Origin of the sequence: Rasiella sp. SM2506, from assembly GCF_050859505.1 — a bacterium.
Classification (GTDB): domain Bacteria; phylum Bacteroidota; class Bacteroidia; order Flavobacteriales; family Flavobacteriaceae; genus Marinirhabdus.
The window spans coordinates 2473677-2493379 of sequence record NZ_CP193934.1 but is presented as its reverse complement, the minus strand read 5'-3'; the positions used below and the strand labels follow the sequence as shown (position 1 = coordinate 2493379).

Below are 19703 nucleotides of genomic sequence, written 5' to 3'. Positions count from 1 at the left end.
TAGGGCGGGTTTTCAGTTATGAAATGAGTTACTTGGTAAAACTAATTTATTAAACAACACACCTCCATCACATAAACGTGTGATTTTAAAGCTGAAAAGGCAACTTCAGAATAATTGCAAAACCATTGGTAGTTTCAAAAGTAACTGTCCCTCCTATGGCTTCGGCACGTAGTTGAATATTGGAAAGGCCTAATCCTGTAGACGAATAGTTCTCCTTTGTGCTTCCGTTGTCTTTAATTTTAAAGAGACAGTTTTTGGCTTGGTTTGCAATAGTTACCTGCAAATGTGAAGCGTCACTATGCTTTAGCAGATTCGTGATGGCTTCTTTGTAGATTAAAAAGAGATTCTGTTTTATTTGAGGTGCTAGTTTTTTATTGCGCTGGTCTACGCCTTCACTATTAATATTGAAAGATACGTCTCGGGGTAATAACAATTCTTCAGCAAGCTCATGCATGCGTTCAATTAAATCGTTGCTTGTTGTTCGTCTATTGTCTATACTCCACACCAGATCCCGCATTTGTGAAATGGCATTTCGGCTAATGCCTGCTATTTTCTGCAATTTCGTTTTGTCTTCCTGGCTGGCGTTTATTTCCATCAACTCCGTTTGCATGGCCAATCCTGAAAGCAACGAACCTACATCGTCGTGGAGATCGCTGGATATTTTGGTACGCAACTGTTCTAAGGCCAATAGTTGCTGTAATCTCCATTTGAAAAGTGCATATACCAAGGCTACGTTCAGCAGTATAACTAGCGCGATAAACCACCATTTTTTATAAAAAAACTGACGAACGGTAATTGGAATAGATAATATGGAACTTGTTTCGTTCCCTCTGGCATCGGCTCCTTTAATTTTTAAAATATACTCGCCTGCTGGTAATTTATTATACCTAACAGAAGGGCTGCTTCCCTGAAAAAACCATCTGTCCTCATACCCTTCTAAGGTTGTGCTATACTTGTTCGTATCGTTCTGAAAATAACTAGGCATGGTCCAATTAATTTGAAAATATTGATCGTATGGCGAAATTTCGATAGTTGTCGTTTCGTATAAAGAGGTATCAATCTCGTAGCTTTCCTTATACCTGCTATTATACCCAGAATATCCTGTAAGCCTTAAACATGGTAGCGTTTCATTGCGTACTATTTGCTTAGACGTAAAACTGGAAACTCCGTTCATTCCGCCAAAATAATAAGTATCGTTGCTGTCTTTAAAGAAAGAGCTATAATTAAATTCGTTATGTGACAAGCCGTCTTCGGTATAATAATTTTGAAAGTTCTTATTTCGCTTGCTAAAATAAGACAGGCCGTTATAGGTACTTAGCCATAAATTATCTGAACCATCTGTAAGTATCCCTACAATATTGTTATCTGGTAATCCGTCAGGTTTTGTGTAGCTTTTTACCGTTTTCCCATCTGCTGAAATATGAGTAAGGCCTCCACCGTAGGTTCCAACCCAAATACTACCATCTGTATCTTCATCCACCACAAGCACGTGATTTTTTCTAATACTTGGCGTTGAATTTATGGTGAACACCTTTTCAATACTTCCGTTTAAATTAAGTTTTAACAACCCATTATCCTGGGTTCCCACCCAAACTATATTTTTTTCTTTACTTGCTGCAAAAAAAGTAAGGGGTTCAATTTCAGTATAGCTATTACTATCTTTAAATACGGGTTCACTTTTCTCTGTTATAGGGTCAAAAAGTGTTAAGCGCGAAAGTGTGTAGCCAAATAACAACCTTCCATCTGCCAGTTTTACAAGCGGATTAGATCCATAAACCCTTACATTAGGGATAAATTCTTTATACTGTTTTACATATCCTGACTTCAGATTAATTTTAAGTAATTCTTTCGATACGCTATAAACAAAAGTTTTCGCGTCGTTCACTACAAAAAAGCTTGCTCCGTGATGAATGTTGGGTTGTTCTCCAGTATCAGTTTTTAAATGAAGCGTATCTATACGACCCGTTGAGGTTCTGTATATAATTTGACTGGAACTTTCACAAAGACCATATAGAGTACCTTCATTGTCCTCAAACATTCCACGCATAGTGTTTCCCCAACCTTTTTTCTGAGAGGTAAATAGCGTGTCGAATAATTGTTCTCCAATGCGTATTTTGAACAAGCCATTATCGGTTGCGATCCAAAGCAAGTTGTTTTCATCAATAAATAGATCGTTTATTACAGAATAATCAAACCGACTTTTAAGCAAATCTGTATAGTTAGTAAAGCCGCCTTTTTCATCCATTCGGTACAGCGATTGTGACCCAGCAAACCAAACTTTGTTCTGGCTATCTTCAATACCCACATTAAATTGTTCCATGACATCCAACAACGTTTTCGTTTGGTGAGTAATCCCATCAAGCAAATGAATCCCACCTTGGGTCTTAGGGAAAAAGTAATGATTATTTTTGCTGTCAATATAGGAACGCACAAAGTGCATGGTAGCTCCATAAAAATCATAACAGTCCAGATCATAATCGGTTATAAAAGCACCCGCTTGTGTATATTTTCTTGTTCCGTTGGTAGTACTGAACCAGAGGTTTCCCTTGGCATCTGAGTTCAGACTAACAAACCCTCGGTTGTTTCTGGGTATGTTGGCAACCGCTTCAAAACGACCCTTATTATATTTCAATAAATACTGTTTGGAATCGCTCTTTTGTGTTTTCCAGTAATCATCGGTAATAATCCAGATAGTTCCATCTTTGCCTTGATGCAATGCTAAGACCTTCCCGTTAATGGTATGTTTTTCATTGTAAGCAATAACCATATCTGTCTCTAAATCCAGTGCAAATAGCTTATCATTGGCGAGATACCATAAAACATTGGCTTTTTTGTCAAAAAGGGTATTTCCAGTTAGTTTGTCTTCTTCAATAAAATACGGGTTATTTTTATCGCTATTATACACCTTAAAATTATACCCGTCGTATCTATTGATTCCTTGTGGGGTAGCAAACCACATAAAACCATTGTTATCTTGCTCAATAGCAATTACTTCCCTGAACATAAGCCCTTGCTGCGTAGTTAACTCATCAATCTGTGAGGGATTTTGCCCAAAAAGTGAAATACTACCTAAAATAAGAAGCAGCAGAAAAAAAGAAAATAAATTTCTGATAGAAAAATACACTGGTTGAAATTTGGCTGGTTCAGTTCTGTAACTTCCAAATATACAAAAAGATAGCACCTAAAATCACATTAACGTGTGATTGACTTGTCAGGATCTGAAGCGTATCTTGTTTTATAAGAATTAAGCCAAAATTTTTCACGATGGTCTATTTCAAAATTGCCGATTACCCCCAATATGATTGACCCTACTACTAAAACCGCATTATTTTTTAAAAGATGAATTTTCAACTAACAAATTAATTAATTAGAATTTATGAAAACAGTAGGCATTATTGGTGGTTCCGGATTTATAGGGAGCCATACAACCAAAAAATTTGTAGAAGAAGGATATAACGTCTTAGTTGGCGTGACCGATATACTTAAAAAAGAAAAATACCAACACCTGTTAGAACTGGGCCATAGTGATCAAATTAGTTTTAGCGAGCTTACTGTTGAAAATAAAAAGCAATTAAAAGAATTTGCTGAGGATTGTGATATCATTATCCATGGAGGAACCCCTTTCCAACTTGCTGTAGACAACCCCCAGACCGAACTTTTTGATCCCACCATAAAAGGAACTGAAAATTTTTTGGAGGTTATTAATAAAACTCCAGGGATTGAGAAAGTTGTATTTATTGCTTCGGTGGCTGGATGGAACACCAATTTCCCAATGCCTGCAGGCAACAAAAATTTTAAAGATACTTTTGATGAAACCGACATTCGCTTTACCAGTATTGAAAGCCATCCGTATGCACAGGCTAAGTTTATAGCGAACCAAACGGTTTTGAAGTTTATAAAAAATCATCCAGAAACTTCTTTTGAAATCTCAACGGTTTCACCCGTGGCTGTGATGGGAAAATCGCTTTCTAAAAGAGAAGATTCTACTTCAACAGGGCTTCAGTTTCTGATAAAAAATAAAATTGCCCCAGACGATTTTATACAGGCTATTTACGATAACGACGTGCCATTTGCCATTGTAGATGTTCGGGATGTGGCTAAAGCTATTTTTAAAACAGCTACTACAAAAGGCTTACACGGAAAGGATTATTTGCTTTCCAGCGAAACCTACGCAACATCAGATATTTCTCTACTATTAAATCATAAGCAAGCAAAAAATCCTCCGGTTAGTATTTATAAAAACACCCTGGCGCAAAAAGATTTACAGATGCAATTTATTCCTGCTGCGGAAACTTTAAAAACATATTAAAATTTCATTTAAAAAAATAACAACTTAAAACCGAAAAAATATGAAATCACTGCGTAAACATCCCTTAAAAATAAAACTGCTTCCAATAGGAATTTTATTAGCCACTATCCTAGCGTTCACAGGCTGCAAAGAAGAAACCAAGCCAACACCTAACGAGCCTGTTGAAACTGTAGTTCACCAGGAAACAGAAGCCGAACATGGGAAGCCAGACTATTTTCAGCTTCGTCCGGAAGTTGAAGAAGCCTACGGCTATTCGCACGCAGTGAAAATAGGAAATAGTATAAAAGTTTCGGGCGCTGTAAGTATGGACGATGCGGGAAATCCAACCGCTATAGGAGATCTAGCACAACAAATGAAAAACTGCTATGCAGATTTGGAAAAAATATTAGCCCATTACGGCTGCACTTTTGACGATGTAGTGGTAGAAAATGTGTTTACCACCCATATGCCTATGTTTCTTGAAAACGCAGCATACCGAACAGAAATCTACAAAAATCACTTTCCTACTGGTTCTTGGTTAGGTGTTAAAGAATTGGCCATACCTGAGTTTATGATTGAGATTGAACTGGAAGTTCATAAAGCAGAATAAACTTTCAATAACTAAAACTAAACATACATAACTATTACTCTAATCTCTTAAAATCAAACAATTATGAAAACTTTTAAAACAACCATTTACACGTTTCTTATGTTACTTGCCATCTCTTTTACTGCCCAATCGCAGGACAAGGGTGTGACACTGGATTTTGACAACTACCAAGCCAATGTGGAACTACTTCAAGGCTATACAGCAGCCATGAAGGCAGGAGACGCAAAAAAATTAAATTCGTTTTTTGCAGACGATGCCTTGATCATTGGTCTGGGAGGCACTAATGATACCATCTCTAAACAAGACCATTTAGAACGGTATACGCAAACTTTTAAAGAGAATACTTTTAGCTTTTCTGGAGATGTTTATTTATCGGTAGAGACTGATGAAAATGTAGCCGTGACGCCTGGACAGTATGGCTTTAGTTGGGGAGTTGTGACCAACACAAATAAAAAAACTAAGAAAACTGCTACGGCACAGTATCATGTGGTTGCCTTACTAGTAGATGGAAAAATGGCTTTTTTATCGCATTACTATGATACGATGCCCTTTGCGTTACGAGATGGCGCTACACTTATACCGTCTAAATAATAAAATAGGAGCTTTTTAATTCAGCTAACAAAAGAAGTATGCCCTACATAGCCCTATTACCATTAGAAAATTTCAAAATAACAAATCATAGTCATGAAAAAGTATAAACCAAACTGGACCAAAACCGAATTACAGGTATATATCCTTTTGCTGTGTGCCAATGCAGATAAAAAAGAAACCAAGGAAGAGCTGGAAATGATACAAGCAAAAGTCTCTAAGGAAACTTTTGATAAAATGTACAAGAAATTCCATAGGCATTCAGAAAAAAAACGGCTCAACAAAGTAGATCTAAGTGTTAACAATCATGAATATACCGAGATGGAACTCGCTGCATTTAGGAGAGAAATGTATACACTCTTCTTTTCAGACTGTAATTTCAGTATGCTAGAGAAAAGACTGGACTGGACGCTGGATAATATTTTGTACTAGGCGTATGATCAAATTCTTCCGGCATATCCGTCAAAGACTGGTCAAAGAGAACAAATTCTCAAAATATCTACTCTATGCCATTGGAGAAATAATCCTTGTAGTGATTGGGATTTTGATTGCACTTCAAATAAATAACTGGAATGAAAATAAAAAATCAAAAAAAGACGAGCACTACGTCTTAAATGAAGTATTAAAAAATCTTGAAGAAGACACTGTCTTGGTGGATGCTATTATAACGCAACGTAAAAAGGCTAAAAATTCGATTATTTCTTTAGAAAAATTTTCAGACACTCAAATATGGAAAACAGATTCGGTTCAATTTCATTTAGTGCATCTGCTCACTTTCGAGAGATATTTTCCAATAAATAATGCGTACGAAATTTTAAAATCGAAAGGACTGCAGCTAGCCGATAACAATCTTACCACTAAAATTTCAAGATATTACGATTACGAGCAACCAAAGATTGGAAGAAGCATATTGGATATCGAGGTGGCGATTCTTAATATTTACAATGGCGAACAAAGTATCATTAGGTTTTTATCGCTTTTTAATAAAGATAAGCGCATTCTTATAAAAAATCCCGATGACCCGCTCTTTAAAGAAGAGCTCTCTTCCTTTTTGTTAGCCTTTCAAGACAACAACGCTGGCACATTAGATAAGTTATTGGTCTTTAGAAACACCAATAAAGAGCTACGTGAGCAAATAACAGTAGCATTAAAAAAACTAGACTAAACAACCTTTAAATTGATAAAATTCTTCCGCCATATAAGACAACGTTTAGTTACTGAAAACAAATTCAGCAAATATCTCCTCTATGCCATAGGTGAAATTATCCTTGTTGTGATTGGGATTTTGATTGCGTTGCAGATTAATACGTGGAATGAAAACAGAAAACTAGAAAACAGTAAGGAAAAACTCATGGTTGCCTTAAAGCAAGAATTTAAAATTAATAAGAACGTGCTAGAGCAATATGTAAAAGGACTTCATACTAACAATGCGCATTTAAATCAGGTTGTTAATTTTTCAGCAGGTGCTGAAGTATTACCAATTGATAGTCTTAGACTATATGCTTCTAACTTGTATTACCCAACCACCTTGTCCATGTTAACCACAGTTCTTGATGAATCTATATCGGCCGGTAAATTCGAGATGTTAAGTGACAGCTTAAAACAAAAACTGTCTTTGTTAAAAGATTATACCAAATCCAGAGAAGCTGTAAGTAAAAATTTTGAAGAGAAAATTTCAAGTAATAATGATGAGTTTAATGATATATTTTTTAAGCTATCAGCTATTCCAGAGGTCCCTAAAGTATTCTATGTACAGCAACCCATTGCAATGCATCCTGATTTTGTTATTAGTGATGATGAATTTGTACAGCTGATAAAGTCTTCTAAAACCTACGCACAATTAACTCAAATATACCTTGCCAGTACGATGGACGAAATTTGGATTAAATATGGCCTACTAAGGTTAACTACTGAAACTATTGGATTGATAGACAAAGAATTAAAAGACTAGTGCTATATGATAAAATTCTTCCGGAAAATACGCCAAAACATGATTAAAGAAAACAAGTTTTCAAAATACCTCCTCTATGCCATAGGCGAAATAATTCTCGTGGTGATTGGTATCTTGATTGCGCTGTCTTTAAACGGTTGGAAAGAAGATAGAATAAAACATAATGAAGAACTCCAAACGCTTCGGCAGCTTCGTGAAGAATTTAATGCAAATCTTGTGCAATTGGATGAAAAGATATCCATGCGTACAGCTATGGTCAATGCAGGCGTTATGTTATTAAAGTATCATGACGCCCCGTCCATAATAATTCCTGATTCCGTCGTTGTTTATTTAGCCAGAACAACGGTAGCACCTACTTTTGACCCCATTACCAACGACCTGATAAGTGGAGGAAGGCTGTATCTTATTCAAAACTTGGAACTTCGTAGCAAACTCTCAAAATGGCCGAGTGATTTGGTACAAGTCACAGAGGAAGAAACAGCTTGGATTTTTATATTGAGAAATAATTATCTCCCGTTTTTATACCAACAATACCCAATAAGAAACATAAACGCCGCCAAATGGAACCGCCTTGACGTGGTCCAGACACTCTTGCTAGATAAAACGAATAAAACACCCAATCTTTTTAGTAGTTCAAAAGAGCCGGTCGATGTTGAGGCATTCCTTGCCAATCCCAAATTGGCAGATCAATTGTCTACCGTAGTTTCCAGTTCGCTTTTTGCAAAAACCCAAAGTGAATCCTTACGGAAGAGTATTATAACAATACTAACATTAATAGATACCGAGTTAAAAAAATAGAAATGATTAAACTCTTCCGCCATATTAGAAAACGCCTTGTTACTGAAAACAAGTTTTCAAAATACCTCCTCTACGCCATAGGTGAAATAATCCTCGTGGTCATTGGGATATTGATTGCGCTTTCCCTAAATAATTGGAATACTGAAGACAGGAACAAAAAAATCGTTACTAAAAACAGTAAAATCTTAATAGAAAATCTTGAAAAGGACAGCGTTTTCTGTAAAAGTAAAATTCTGGCAATTCAAAAACAAGAGAATGATCTGTCTAGCCTGCAGGCGCGCTTATCTAGTAGAAAAGCAACTCTAGACACCCTGATAAAAATTGCACGGTATGAGTTTAATCCTCTTGCCCTAACAATTAATTTTCAAAACGAAAACGCTTACAAGACAATGGTTCTTTCTGGCGAGGTCAATCTATTTGATAGCCAGCTCACACAAACTATTTATGACCTGTATAGAAAGCACGAGTTCATAGAAAAAGTTTCAGAGGATAATTTCAAAGTATACGTTGATGCGGTACAAAACTATCAGGAAAGTTACAGTCTTAATGTTGGAATCAATACGATAAATGGTCCTTTACAGGATCTGCTTTGGCAAGATGTAAGTGCCAAAGATTTGATCGCCAAATTCGATAAACTTACCGTAGCAAAAAGAATCAATTATGGAAGAAAAGCAGATTTAGAAAAGATGCTAAAAGAAACCAGTGCCTTACTTGTAGAACTACGAAAAATTGAAAACCAATGATAAAATTCTTCAAAAGACTACGTTTAGAGGCGCTTTCGCGAAAGCGGTTCCCCAAATACCTGCTCTACGCAACAGGAGAAATAATCCTCGTAGTCATCGGGATTCTTTTGGCATTGTCCATCAATAATTGGAATAGCCAGCGACAGTTAAAGAAAAGCAATAAAGTGTTTTTAAACAAATTGCTAAAAGACCTTGATGCTAATGAGAAGCGATTAGGCAGTCTCGTTTATGATTCTTTAAATGATGATACCTATCCAGCGTTGGAAGAAGCAGTAATAGCAAGTGATTCCATTATAAAACTGACTTATTTGGGATTGAACGAATCACATTTCGACTATATAAAATCAGCACCCTTTTTTGCAGGAAATGCACTTTTAAATTTGAATGATAATACCTATTCTGAATTAAGCAATACTGGCAAATTATATTCATTGGGTTCAGACACTTTAGTGGAAGCCATTACAGTCTATTATAAAAGAGGGGAACGCGAGGCAGCCTATAATGTCTTAAACGCTAAAAATGTAACGGACGGATTTATAAAATTTGAAGATGGTTTTTGGAAACTGATGATGGATTTTAATAGGGACTCCCTCAATTTCAACCTCAATAATTATCCGTTTTATACTAATAAAAACTCAAAAGAATATAACGATTACCAAATAGGAATGGATTTAGTTGATGGAGGTCAAAGGCAAAACATGGGAAAAATGAAGCAAATTATTATCGAGACAAAAAAATTAAAGGAGTTCATCAAAACCGAATTACAGAATGATTAAATTCTTTAGAGTATCGCAACAGAATTTTGCAACGCAAAATCAAAGGTCTTGCTTGCCCGAAAAAGCACAAAGTACGACGGCGGGTAGACCTTTGGTGAAGATAGCTCCCGATAGCTATCGGGACGGGCTTAACCATAACAAATCTTTAACCTATGATTAAGTTTTTTAGACGTATCCGGAAGAATCTTTTAACTGAAAATAAATTCAGCAAATATCTCCTCTACGCCATCGGCGAAATAATCCTCGTGGTGATTGGTATTTTGATTGCTTTGAATATCAACAACTGGAATGAGGAGCGCAAAGAGAAAGTTGTGGTAAGAAATGTGTTAAAAGATATCCGTTATGATTTGGTTGCAGATACCGTTAAATTTTCTAGGGATTTGCAAAGCATTCCAGGTTTCGTCGATAACGCCAAATCATTATTGAATGGAACATTTAGCGACACAATATCAGCAAATTCTTTATTTTACAAAATGCCCTATACGGCCTTCAATTACAAAGTAAAAAATCAAAGCTATGAAAAGGTCGTAAACGCTGGCATAACAGACTTTTTTGAATACAACGAGCTGTTTGATTTAATCAACACCTATTATACCATAGACTCAAATGGTTACAATGTTATTACAAAATGGGACTCTGATGGTAGCATTGATGAAGGTAAACTATGGATAGCAATGGGTTATGAAATTGATATTTTCTCCGATAATGATTTTTATAAAGAAAATGAAATTCAATTTGCACAGAAAGAAGCCGAAAGAAAAGCTGTGCTTTTAGAGAAATTAAGGGAACCTAACGTAAGAAATTCTATAAAGATGAATACATATCGCAAAATGCGATTAAATGAAACTGTGCAAGAAATGAAACAAAAGGCAAAAGACATTATTCTTAAGATAGATGAGCACTTAAAGGAGTAAGAAAAGCCATTAGTAAGCTGAACTAGATATTTTTGAACTCACTACGATTCTAAATTAACCAAATGATAAAACTCTTTAGAAACATCCGTAAAAACCTTCTTAGTCAAGGCAAAACCACCAAATACTTTAAATATGCCATTGGCGAGATTTTACTCGTGGTTATTGGGATTCTTATTGCTTTACAGATCAACAATTGGAATGAAGCCCGAAAGGATAAAAAATACCTCCATACCGTATATTCTCAAATACAAAAAGATTTAAAGTCAGACACGGTAGCACTTTCCCCCGTCATCGAATTTTATTTTGACAAGAGTGAACGGTTAAAAGACATTATAGATCGAGCCATACCTAAAGGGTATTATGATACCATTACTAGTACCAATTATAAACAATGTTTACACTGTAGAAGTGATGTTACAGATTTTCAAACATTTAAAAATCTGGACAAGGGGTATCAATTATTAAAAGCTATGAATACCGAACAAAATTTTGAAACCGACTCGATATCTCTACGTATTGATACATTTTACACCGAATACAATGAATTTATAATGCGATCAAATAACATTTTTAGTGACCTAGCCAAAGATAATCTTACGAGCTACCAAAAATATGAATGGTTTGTGGATTGGTCGGCTTATATAGGCAGAACATATTATGATAAAGAGTTTCTAAAATACATTTTTGAGAGTGAGGAAAACCGCGTAAAAAGTGCACATTACAAGATTTTTACGCTATGGTATCTCGGTAATTTAAGGAAATATAAAAAAGAAGCTACAGCAATGTTGCTGCTCTTAGAAGAACAAATAAACTAACTATGATTAAATTCTTTAAACATATCCGTAAATCAATGATAAAAGAAAACAGAACCTCAAAATACCTGCTCTACGCCATCGGCGAAATCATCCTCGTTGTCATCGGGATTTTGATTGCCTTGCAGATTAATACCTGGAATGAACATAGTAAAACCAATGTAAAAGAACAAGCCTTACTTATTGCGTTAAAACAAGAATTAACAACAAATCGTAAAGAATTAAACAGAATTATAGAAGTCAATAGAAAAAGAAATGAAGGAGCACATCAATTGGCATCGGTTCTATCTCCAAAAATATCCACTTCTACGGAAATTGAAATTTCAAAACTCTGGTACAATACATTTGCTAGAGAAGCAGTATACAAACCTAGTCTTGGTGTTATAAACGAGGCCATAAGTTCTGGTAGTCTCAGCATTATTAAAAATAGTAAGATACGTGACTTCTTTGCTTCCATGGAATCGGAATTACAACTGTTAAAGTCTCAGGAAGAAACAGTATTTAATTGGAGAATGCAATGCTTTCAGACCACACGGGAACTAGGTAATGTTAGAATTCTTTTATTCAATACTCTTGAACCTGAAGTTGCCGAAAAACTAGGAGAAAGTTCCTTCGAAAATTCGAACATGGCATTAGTACAATCCAAAACTTTCGAAAATGATATTGTCTTTTTTATTGGAACTACAAATCATCTGCAAACAGGTTTTCTACTCCCTTTACAGCTCAAAATGAATGACGCAATGACGCTATTAAATACGGAATTACACAATGATTAAATTTTTTAGAGTATCGCACCACCATTTTGCAACACAAAATCAAAACTCTGGTAGACCTTTGGTGAAGATAGCCGCTTGCGGGAGTACTCATAAAACAATGTGAGATTATGATTAAATTCTTTAGAAAAATCCGCCAACGCCTAGTTGCTGAATCCAAATTCAGCAAGTACCTCCTCTATGCCATAGGCGAAATTATCCTTGTGGTGATTGGGATTTTGATTGCGCTTCAAATAAACAACTGGAATGAGGGGCGAAAAGAAAACCGTAATCTTCGCGCAATTTACAGTAATCTACTATTAGATATTAAAGCAGATTCTGTGTCCTATAGCATCAATCTAAAAGAACTAAGAGAAATCGATTTTTTACACGAGCAATTGTATAAAACTGGTGTAAAAAACGATATAACACTTGTTTTTAAGGACCCTACTCTGATACGATATTTGCTTTATTACAACCCCATAACCAAAGAAAACGACCCATTTATAGCTACTAAAATCAAGAATGATAGCATACGAAAAGAAGTACTAACCTATTTTAGAAACATGAAAGATACGGACGATGTTTACTCGGAGTTAGAAGGTGTTATAAATTCTAAAATGCGTGTGTATCTAGGTGAAAAAAAAATGTACAAGCTGAGTAGTTGGTTTGAAAACAAATCTAAAAGTACCGGTGAAGATGCTTTAAATCTAGATTTTATTGATAACGCAGAATTAATAGTACTCTCAAAAGATGAAGAATTTCAGCAAATACTTTTTGAAGCCTCATTAAAAATTGTAAACAGTATTGTTTCCTTTGAAATTTTAATAAAACAAAATGCCCATTTAATCAATGTAATTGAAAATGAATTGAAAAGACCATAGTTATGATTAAACTCTTTCGAAATATCCGGAAACGACTTGTTACTGAAAACAAGTTTTCAAAATACCTCCTATACGCCATAGGCGAAATAATCCTTGTGGTCATTGGTATTTTGATTGCACTTTATTTAAATAACCAACAACAGGAATACAGCCTCCAAAAGCAACAGGAAACCTATCTAAGATTGGTGAAACGTGAAATGAAGAGTAATCTCAATGCACTGTCTGAAGAAAAAAGCCAACTCTCAGCAAAAATGGAAAATGCGTATAAAGTGCTCAATACGATGAATAGTGATAGTCTAATAAATAATTTGACCGAACCAGATATATCACAATTAATTAATCAGTTTTTTCTTACGGACCAGGTTTTAAACTATGAAAACGGAGCTTTGAACCAAATTATTTATTCTGGAGGAATTAATAATATAAAAAATGACAGCATAGGCGGTTTGATTGCTTCTTGGGAAGAAAAAATTAATCGTGTGCGTTTGCAGGAAAAACAGGTTGCCGAAGCTACTGATAATCTAAAAAATTATCTATATCAAAACGGTGACTTTAGAAGCCTATCAGAAGATTTGGGGTACTCAACATTATTGGGAATCGATATTTCTGAGCGTACAAAAGGAAATAAAAATCTATTACGCTCTAAAAAGTTTGAGAATTATATTTTTCAGTTTATAGGCTTTAGTTATTCTTTACACTTAACCATTTATCCCGATTTTGAAGAAGAAATGCAGTCCCTAATTGGTTTGATAGATCAGGAATTAACTAATGGTACCGAGAGATGATAAAATTCTTCCGCCACATAAGACAACGACTAGTTACTGAAAATAAACTTAGTAAATACCTCCTCTACGCCATTGGGGAAATCATCCTCGTGGTGATTGGGATTTTGATTGCGTTGTCCATAAATAACTGGAATCAAGACCGACTCAACAAGAGCGAAGAACAAAACTATCTTAAAGCCATTAAAACAGACCTTAAAAAGGATTCATTAAACTTAAACCATTTAATCAATAACATTGATATACAACTAACTACTTTAGGAAAATTAAAAAAAGATTTAGATTCTGAAAGTCTTACCATTCAACAAAATGTTCCCTTCACATCTTCCCTATTAAATACATTTTCTTTTGTGCCTGAAAAATCCACGATACAGGATTTAGTATCAAGTGGCAAATTAAACCTACTCGCAAATAAGCAAGTAAAGGATACGCTTCTTTCCTATTACAATACTATCGATACTTCAATTTTTGCATTGAACACCTCACTTATTGAGTATTCCAGAAATACTATAGCCCCTTTTTTAATGACCTATTATACCTTAGAGTTCAATTATCCCGAAAGTCTGATTACTGAAAACTCAAATCTTGTAACGCTTACTACTGAACAAAAACAAAGTCAATTCCTATCCAATGCAGTAAAATATCGCATTGCTATTTTAAGCAGTTTAAAATCAAGTTATGAAGCACTCATCATTCAAATAAACGGATTCCAAAAAACCCTCGATACCAAAATTAAAAAATAACGAATTTATAACTACTAACCCATGCTAAAATTCTTTAGAAACATCCGTAAAACCGAAAACCTTGCCATGTGCATTCTTCTCATTCGTTTCTGCCTGTCGTGCCTAGGCAGGCAGGCCTCACTCGTCGGATGCAAGAAGGATGCGTTTTCTAAGTATAATCATTTCTTTTATAGCGTAGACATCCCATTAGGGATTGAGGGCGAGCGCAAAGGCAAAATTACTTAACTATGATAAAATTCTTTAGAAAAATTAGACAACGCCTTGTTACTGAAAGCAAGTTTTCAAAGTACCTCCTCTACGGAATAGGCGAAATTATCCTTGTTGTAATTGGGATTCTCATAGCGGTAGGCATTAACAGTATGTATAATGCATCCCAAAATGAAGCAAAAATAAAAGCCATCCTTACACAGGTTCAGCAAGACCTAAAAACCGACATCCTGGATTCAAAACGTATCTTTAATGTATATATCGAGAAAGATTCGCTGTTTCAAAAAATAATGGATGACTCCATCACTTTTGAGCTATATAAAAAAAATCCATACCGCCTGCCAATAGACAAAAATTATGTCTCTTTTAGTACTAAAACAAGCGGTTATGAACGATTTATAGATAACCTGGAAAATTTACCCGAAAAATACAATTGCCTACTCCCCCATTTTAATAATTTATATGTAGAGATGCAAAATGATATAGACGATTACAACACCTATATTAAAAATACCGTAATGATAGATGGTCGTGAAGACCTAAAAACAAACCCAAAAGTAGCCGATTATATTTTTGGCAGGTACCCAGAAGAAGCGATGGAATATTATTTTAAAGACCCTTTTCTGAAAAATAAGTCATCAATATATATGAATGATTTGGGAAACATCGCCCAAGCTGCAAACGGCTATCGTATTGAAAGTACCATACTCTACAAAAAAATTGATTCTTTACTGGAACAAACGTCTGTTGTTTATGCTGAACCACTTTCCTTACTCCCCAAAAAAGAAAGCATCCATGTCTTTTTAGGAAACTATACAGGCATAGGTAACGCACTTGGACAAACTGGCTCCATTAATATCGAAGAAGAACAGTTGGTATTGAAAAGTTCAAATAATCCTGACACCAATTTATACTGGCACGAGGGTGATTATTATTTCATCAAAGAAGCTAGACCTATTTTTAGGGTATATAAAAATAAGAAAGGCCAACATAGTATAGAAGTTAGTGGCGGAGCAAAGTCTACCATTTTTATAAAAACAGAAGACCTATAAAAAATCACAAATATGATAAAATTCTTTCGCCATTTTAGGCAACGTTATATTTCTGAAGGTAAAACAACCAAGTACTTCAAATACGCCATAGGCGAAATAATCCTCGTAATGGTAGGAATCCTTTTTGACGCTGCAAGTAAACAATTGGAACAACAACAGAGCAGACCGAAACCAAGAGCTAAAATACCTTAACAACATACAACTAGACCTTCAATAGGATTTAAAAAATTTAGCATTTCAAATCAATTTCCGAAGAGAAAAATACAAAAGCGCCGAAACGGTTTTAGCCCACATTAATGGAGCTCCCATAAACGATTTTTCTGAGATAACTAAAAATGTGGCACATAGCATTATGGAAGAACGTTTTACGCCAAATAATACCACATTTAACGAGCTTTCAAACTCTGGAAACCTTAATCTTATCTCCAACGATTCTATTAAAATCCTGTTGCTGGAATTACAGGAACTGTATGAATACAATGAATTTGGTATAGAACACGAAACCTACGACTATCGTGAATATATTTCGAAACCCATTTTCAAATACACAAATATTGACCAATGGATGCCAGTATTTACAGGGCAAAAGACCGCAGAAGCACAACAGATTACAGCGGCAGATTTTATAGAATTATTCAACAGTCCAGAATATAAAAATGGCTTAGTAATTATCAACCTTATCTCGCTAGACTTTATAACCGCTTACTAATTAATTGAAACCAAATCGAAAAAGATTATAGAAATGATTACTTCAGAAATTGATTGAGAATATTTCTCCTTTAAAGTTTCTGCCTTCACCTTTCCTCTCTATTCTTTTCTCTCTTCTCTTGCCATTCTATCAAAAAATCACATCATTGTGTGATTGACTCATCCCCCCTATTCCCCTACATTGTTACTATAAAATCAAACTTTTCAAATGGCTTCAGAATTTTAAAGTCATCCTGAAAAATAGGTATTAATACGTATTTCAAAATTGGAGATGAAATTGTAAATTAATTGCTGCTAATTACCTCATTGTCAATTGTAAAAACGCTGTTTAAAAACAATTACCCATGCAATCAAAATCGATAAAAGGCAAATCTACGCAAGAAGTTATAGAGGCTTTAGAAGCCAACATGTCTGATGGTTTCACTCCTACTCTTGCCATTGTATTTATTTCGGTATCGCAAGACCGCACTGCGATAACTATGCTCCTTGACGAAAAAAATATTACTGTCTTTGGCTGCACCACTAATGGTGAATTTATAGATGAAGAAACCGAAAAAGGATCTGCTGCTATCCTATTAATGGATATGAAACCAGAGCACTTTCAATTATACGTTGAAGAATATCCTAACAAAAATTATCGTGAAGTCGCAATAGCTGTAGCTAAAAAATCAAAGAACAGGTTTACAAACCCAACGTTTTTAATTGGTTTGAGTAACAGCAATGTAGATGGTGAAGAAATCCTCCGTGGTTTTGAAGATGTTATAGGGGCTCAGGTAAATGTTTTTGGAGGTGTTGCTGGAGACGATATGACCTTTGTTGAAACCTTTGTATTTACAAATTCTAAAGAAAGTAAAAATGGATTGCTATGCCTTGCGCTTGACGGGGACAAAGTAGAAATCCAAGGAGTTGCTACCTGTGGATGGAAAGCCATGGGAACTGAAAAAATAGTGACCAAAAGCGATGGAAATCATGTTTTTACTGTAGACGATGTACCTGTGTTGGATCTCACTGTAAAATATGGAGGTCTTGAAAATGCAACTCCAGACAATCAAGATTTGTTATTGGAAATAGCAGCAAATTTTCCATTACAATTACAAAGAGAAAAAGGAGATCCCATTATGCGTCCCGGTCTTGTGGTAGATTGGACAGATCGTTCCTTTTACACGAGCGGCACTGTTCCCCAGGGTTCAAAAGTTAAATTTTCCTTGCCCCCCGATTGGGATGTCTTGGAAAAAGTAGTAAAAGGAGTTGAAAATTTAAAAGCTACCAAAATGCCTGAAGCAGAGGCGTTAGTAATTTTTAGTTGTGCAGGCAGAATACTGTCTTTTGGACCTATGATGGCAGATGAAATTGAAGGGGTAAAAAATGTTTGGAACATCCCCCTGGTAGGTATGTTCAGCAACGGAGAATTAGCCCGCGCTACAGGAGGAAATCTGGAAATGCACAACCTAACCACCTGTTGCGTGGCTTTAAAGGAAAAGTAAAACCGAAAACCTTTCCCCGTCCGCCACGGCGGATGGGTTTTCTAAATTAAATAATTTGTAATCAATTGAGCGTTGGCACCCTTTAGGGTTGGGGCGAGCGCAAAGGCAAAAACCAAAAATTATGAACAAAGTAACAGTATTGTACGGGCACCCAACTGATGTAGCCGTTTTTGAAAACTATTATAAAAACAACCACTTACCGCTGGCTGCAACTATGAAAGGTGTGGCAAAGCTAGAGCTTACCAAGATTGTAGGCACCCCAGACGGGTCTAAACCTGAATTTTACCGAATGGCAGAGATTTATTTTAGTGACATGGAACAATTACAAAAAACCATGGGCTCGCCAGAAGGACAAGCCACAGCAGCAGATTTAGCCAATTTTGCCACTGGCGGCGTACAGGTACTGGTAGGAGCTATTGAATAAAACCAAAACTTTCAACTATGAAATCAGTAACCCTGCAAGCGAATACTTCTCAAGAAATTGAAAACAAGGTCAATGCCGAAATCAAGAACGGTTTTAAACCCACCTTGGCGATCGTTTTCCTTTCAGTCAAACAAGATTATAAGGCTATTTGTAAAATTTTTGATGCTGAAAATATTTCAGTCTTCGGAGCTACTTCTTCGGGAGAGTTTGTAGGCAATGATATTACTGAAGGTGCTATAGTACTTATGTTACTTGATATGGATCCAGCATATTTCAGAATAAAATTTTTAGAAACAGGAACGCAAAGTACGTACGAGAACGCAATAGAAATTGGTGTGGAAGGGAAAAACACGTTCAACAATCCAGGATATCTTATGGTCTCAGGTTGGTTAACGGAGGATGGAGAGCAAATTGTTGCAGGTCTAGTTGAAGGTGCCGGGAAGGATGTAACCATTTTTGGTGGTATGGCAGGTGACGATCTACTATTAGAAGGACCTGAAGTTTTTACAAATAAACAAAGTAGCGTAAACGGGCTCGTAGCACTTATCATTGATGAAGACAAGATTGATATACGTGGGATTGCCACTTGTGGTTGGAAACCCATTGGTACCACAAAAACCATTACTAAAAGTGAGGGCAACATAGTGTATACTATAGACAACAAGCCTGCGCTGGATATGATATTAAAATATCTGGGGGTTGAAATAGACTTAGATAGCAATAAAGAAGTGGTGACTAATATAAGTTCGTATTATCCGCTTCAATTAGAACGTGATGGGGTGACCCCCGTAATGCGTACTGCTATGTTTGCAAATAAAGAAGATCGCTCTATAATTTGCGCGGGTAATGTACCACAAGGAGCCAAAGTTCGATTTTCATTACCGCCAGATTTTGATTCCATTGATACCGTGATCACAGAGTGTGAGCAATTAAAAGACACAAATAAAGAACAGGCAGATGCTTTAATTATGTTCTCATGTATCAGTCGTCATCTCTCGTTTGGACTTATGATTACTGAAGAGTTAGAACGTGTACAGGCCGTTTGGGATGCACCCATGATAGGATTTTTTACCTACGGTGAATTCGGAAAATCTAAAACGGGAAAGCACGAATTTCATAACAATACATGTTGTGTGGTTGCTTTAAAAGAAAAATAAGAGCCAGCGGCTCGACACATTAAATAACTT

Annotated in this window: 23 protein-coding genes; 22 read left to right on the top strand and 1 reads right to left on the bottom strand. The window is 35.7% G+C overall.

Annotated elements, in window-relative coordinates; genetic code table 11:
- Nucleotides 1-85: 85 nt before the first annotated feature.
- Nucleotides 86-3124, bottom strand: a complete 3039-nt coding sequence (locus ACQ2HF_RS11310) for a ligand-binding sensor domain-containing protein (RefSeq protein ID WP_432410529.1) — start codon at nucleotides 3122-3124, stop codon at nucleotides 86-88.
- 252 nt (nucleotides 3125-3376) lie between these two features.
- Between ACQ2HF_RS11310 and ACQ2HF_RS11305 the strand changes: the two genes are divergently transcribed.
- From ACQ2HF_RS11305 to ACQ2HF_RS11200, 22 genes are all read left to right on the top strand, one after another.
- Nucleotides 3377-4309 (top strand): NAD-dependent epimerase/dehydratase family protein, encoded by a 933-nt coding sequence (locus ACQ2HF_RS11305; protein ID WP_432410528.1) that lies wholly within the window; start codon nucleotides 3377-3379, stop codon nucleotides 4307-4309.
- 40 nt (nucleotides 4310-4349) lie between these two features.
- Nucleotides 4350-4898, top strand: a complete 549-nt coding sequence (locus ACQ2HF_RS11300) for a RidA family protein (RefSeq protein ID WP_432410527.1) — start codon at nucleotides 4350-4352, stop codon at nucleotides 4896-4898.
- Nucleotides 4899-4961: 63 nt separating this feature from the next.
- On the top strand, nucleotides 4962-5489 hold the full coding sequence (locus ACQ2HF_RS11295) for a nuclear transport factor 2 family protein (protein ID WP_432410526.1): 528 nt from the start codon (nucleotides 4962-4964) through the stop codon (nucleotides 5487-5489).
- 93 nt (nucleotides 5490-5582) lie between these two features.
- On the top strand, nucleotides 5583-5918 hold the full coding sequence (locus ACQ2HF_RS11290) for a hypothetical protein (protein ID WP_432410525.1): 336 nt from the start codon (nucleotides 5583-5585) through the stop codon (nucleotides 5916-5918).
- Nucleotides 5919-5922: 4 nt separating this feature from the next.
- On the top strand, nucleotides 5923-6651 hold the full coding sequence (locus tag ACQ2HF_RS11285; RefSeq protein ID WP_432410524.1) for a DUF6090 family protein: 729 nt from the start codon (nucleotides 5923-5925) through the stop codon (nucleotides 6649-6651).
- A gap of 12 nt (nucleotides 6652-6663) precedes the next feature.
- Nucleotides 6664-7437 (top strand): DUF6090 family protein, encoded by a 774-nt coding sequence (locus tag ACQ2HF_RS11280; protein ID WP_432410523.1) that lies wholly within the window; start codon nucleotides 6664-6666, stop codon nucleotides 7435-7437.
- 39 nt (nucleotides 7438-7476) lie between these two features.
- Complete coding sequence (locus ACQ2HF_RS11275; RefSeq protein WP_432410522.1) at nucleotides 7477-8235, top strand: DUF6090 family protein; 759 nt, start codon at nucleotides 7477-7479, stop codon at nucleotides 8233-8235.
- Nucleotides 8236-8237: 2 nt separating this feature from the next.
- Nucleotides 8238-8978 carry a DUF6090 family protein gene (locus ACQ2HF_RS11270; RefSeq protein ID WP_432410521.1) on the top strand — a complete coding sequence of 247 codons (741 nt, stop codon included), beginning with the start codon at nucleotides 8238-8240 and terminating at the stop codon, nucleotides 8976-8978.
- Complete coding sequence (locus ACQ2HF_RS11265) at nucleotides 8975-9754, top strand: DUF6090 family protein (protein ID WP_432410520.1); 780 nt, start codon at nucleotides 8975-8977, stop codon at nucleotides 9752-9754. The genes ACQ2HF_RS11270 and ACQ2HF_RS11265 overlap by 4 nt, the downstream gene beginning before the upstream one ends.
- On the top strand, nucleotides 9747-9914 hold the full coding sequence (locus tag ACQ2HF_RS11260) for a hypothetical protein (RefSeq protein WP_432410519.1): 168 nt from the start codon (nucleotides 9747-9749) through the stop codon (nucleotides 9912-9914). The genes ACQ2HF_RS11265 and ACQ2HF_RS11260 overlap by 8 nt, the downstream gene beginning before the upstream one ends.
- A complete protein-coding gene (locus tag ACQ2HF_RS11255) occupies nucleotides 9907-10668 on the top strand; it encodes a DUF6090 family protein (RefSeq protein WP_432410518.1) in 762 nt (253 codons plus the stop codon). Before ACQ2HF_RS11260 ends, ACQ2HF_RS11255 begins: the two co-directional genes overlap by 8 nt.
- Before the next feature lie 62 nt (nucleotides 10669-10730).
- Nucleotides 10731-11483 (top strand): DUF6090 family protein, encoded by a 753-nt coding sequence (locus ACQ2HF_RS11250; RefSeq protein WP_432410517.1) that lies wholly within the window; start codon nucleotides 10731-10733, stop codon nucleotides 11481-11483.
- 2 nt (nucleotides 11484-11485) lie between these two features.
- Nucleotides 11486-12256, top strand: coding sequence for a DUF6090 family protein (locus tag ACQ2HF_RS11245; protein WP_432410516.1), 771 nt, complete (start codon nucleotides 11486-11488; stop codon nucleotides 12254-12256).
- Nucleotides 12257-12363: 107 nt separating this feature from the next.
- Nucleotides 12364-13116, top strand: coding sequence for a DUF6090 family protein (locus tag ACQ2HF_RS11240; RefSeq protein ID WP_432410515.1), 753 nt, complete (start codon nucleotides 12364-12366; stop codon nucleotides 13114-13116).
- Nucleotides 13117-13118: 2 nt separating this feature from the next.
- Nucleotides 13119-13901 (top strand): hypothetical protein, encoded by a 783-nt coding sequence (locus ACQ2HF_RS11235; RefSeq protein WP_432410514.1) that lies wholly within the window; start codon nucleotides 13119-13121, stop codon nucleotides 13899-13901.
- Nucleotides 13898-14641: a DUF6090 family protein gene (locus ACQ2HF_RS11230; RefSeq protein WP_432410513.1), complete on the top strand. Its 744-nt coding sequence runs from the start codon at nucleotides 13898-13900 to the stop codon at nucleotides 14639-14641. The genes ACQ2HF_RS11235 and ACQ2HF_RS11230 overlap by 4 nt, the downstream gene beginning before the upstream one ends.
- A gap of 227 nt (nucleotides 14642-14868) precedes the next feature.
- A complete protein-coding gene (locus ACQ2HF_RS11225; RefSeq protein ID WP_432410512.1) occupies nucleotides 14869-15900 on the top strand; it encodes a DUF6090 family protein in 1032 nt (343 codons plus the stop codon).
- A gap of 12 nt (nucleotides 15901-15912) precedes the next feature.
- Entirely contained in the window at nucleotides 15913-16092 is a 180-nt protein-coding gene (locus ACQ2HF_RS11220) for a hypothetical protein (RefSeq protein WP_432410511.1), read from the top strand.
- 145 nt (nucleotides 16093-16237) lie between these two features.
- Complete coding sequence (locus ACQ2HF_RS11215; RefSeq protein WP_432410510.1) at nucleotides 16238-16609, top strand: hypothetical protein; 372 nt, start codon at nucleotides 16238-16240, stop codon at nucleotides 16607-16609.
- A 343-nt stretch (nucleotides 16610-16952) separates the two neighbouring features.
- Complete coding sequence (locus ACQ2HF_RS11210) at nucleotides 16953-18092, top strand: FIST signal transduction protein (RefSeq protein WP_432410509.1); 1140 nt, start codon at nucleotides 16953-16955, stop codon at nucleotides 18090-18092.
- A gap of 121 nt (nucleotides 18093-18213) precedes the next feature.
- On the top strand, nucleotides 18214-18516 hold the full coding sequence (locus tag ACQ2HF_RS11205; protein ID WP_432410508.1) for an EthD family reductase: 303 nt from the start codon (nucleotides 18214-18216) through the stop codon (nucleotides 18514-18516).
- Nucleotides 18517-18533: 17 nt separating this feature from the next.
- The gene (locus ACQ2HF_RS11200; RefSeq protein ID WP_432410507.1) at nucleotides 18534-19673 is read left to right on the top strand and encodes an FIST signal transduction protein; all 1140 of its coding nucleotides are present in this window, start codon (nucleotides 18534-18536) and stop codon (nucleotides 19671-19673) included.
- Nucleotides 19674-19703: the final 30 nt, after the last annotated feature.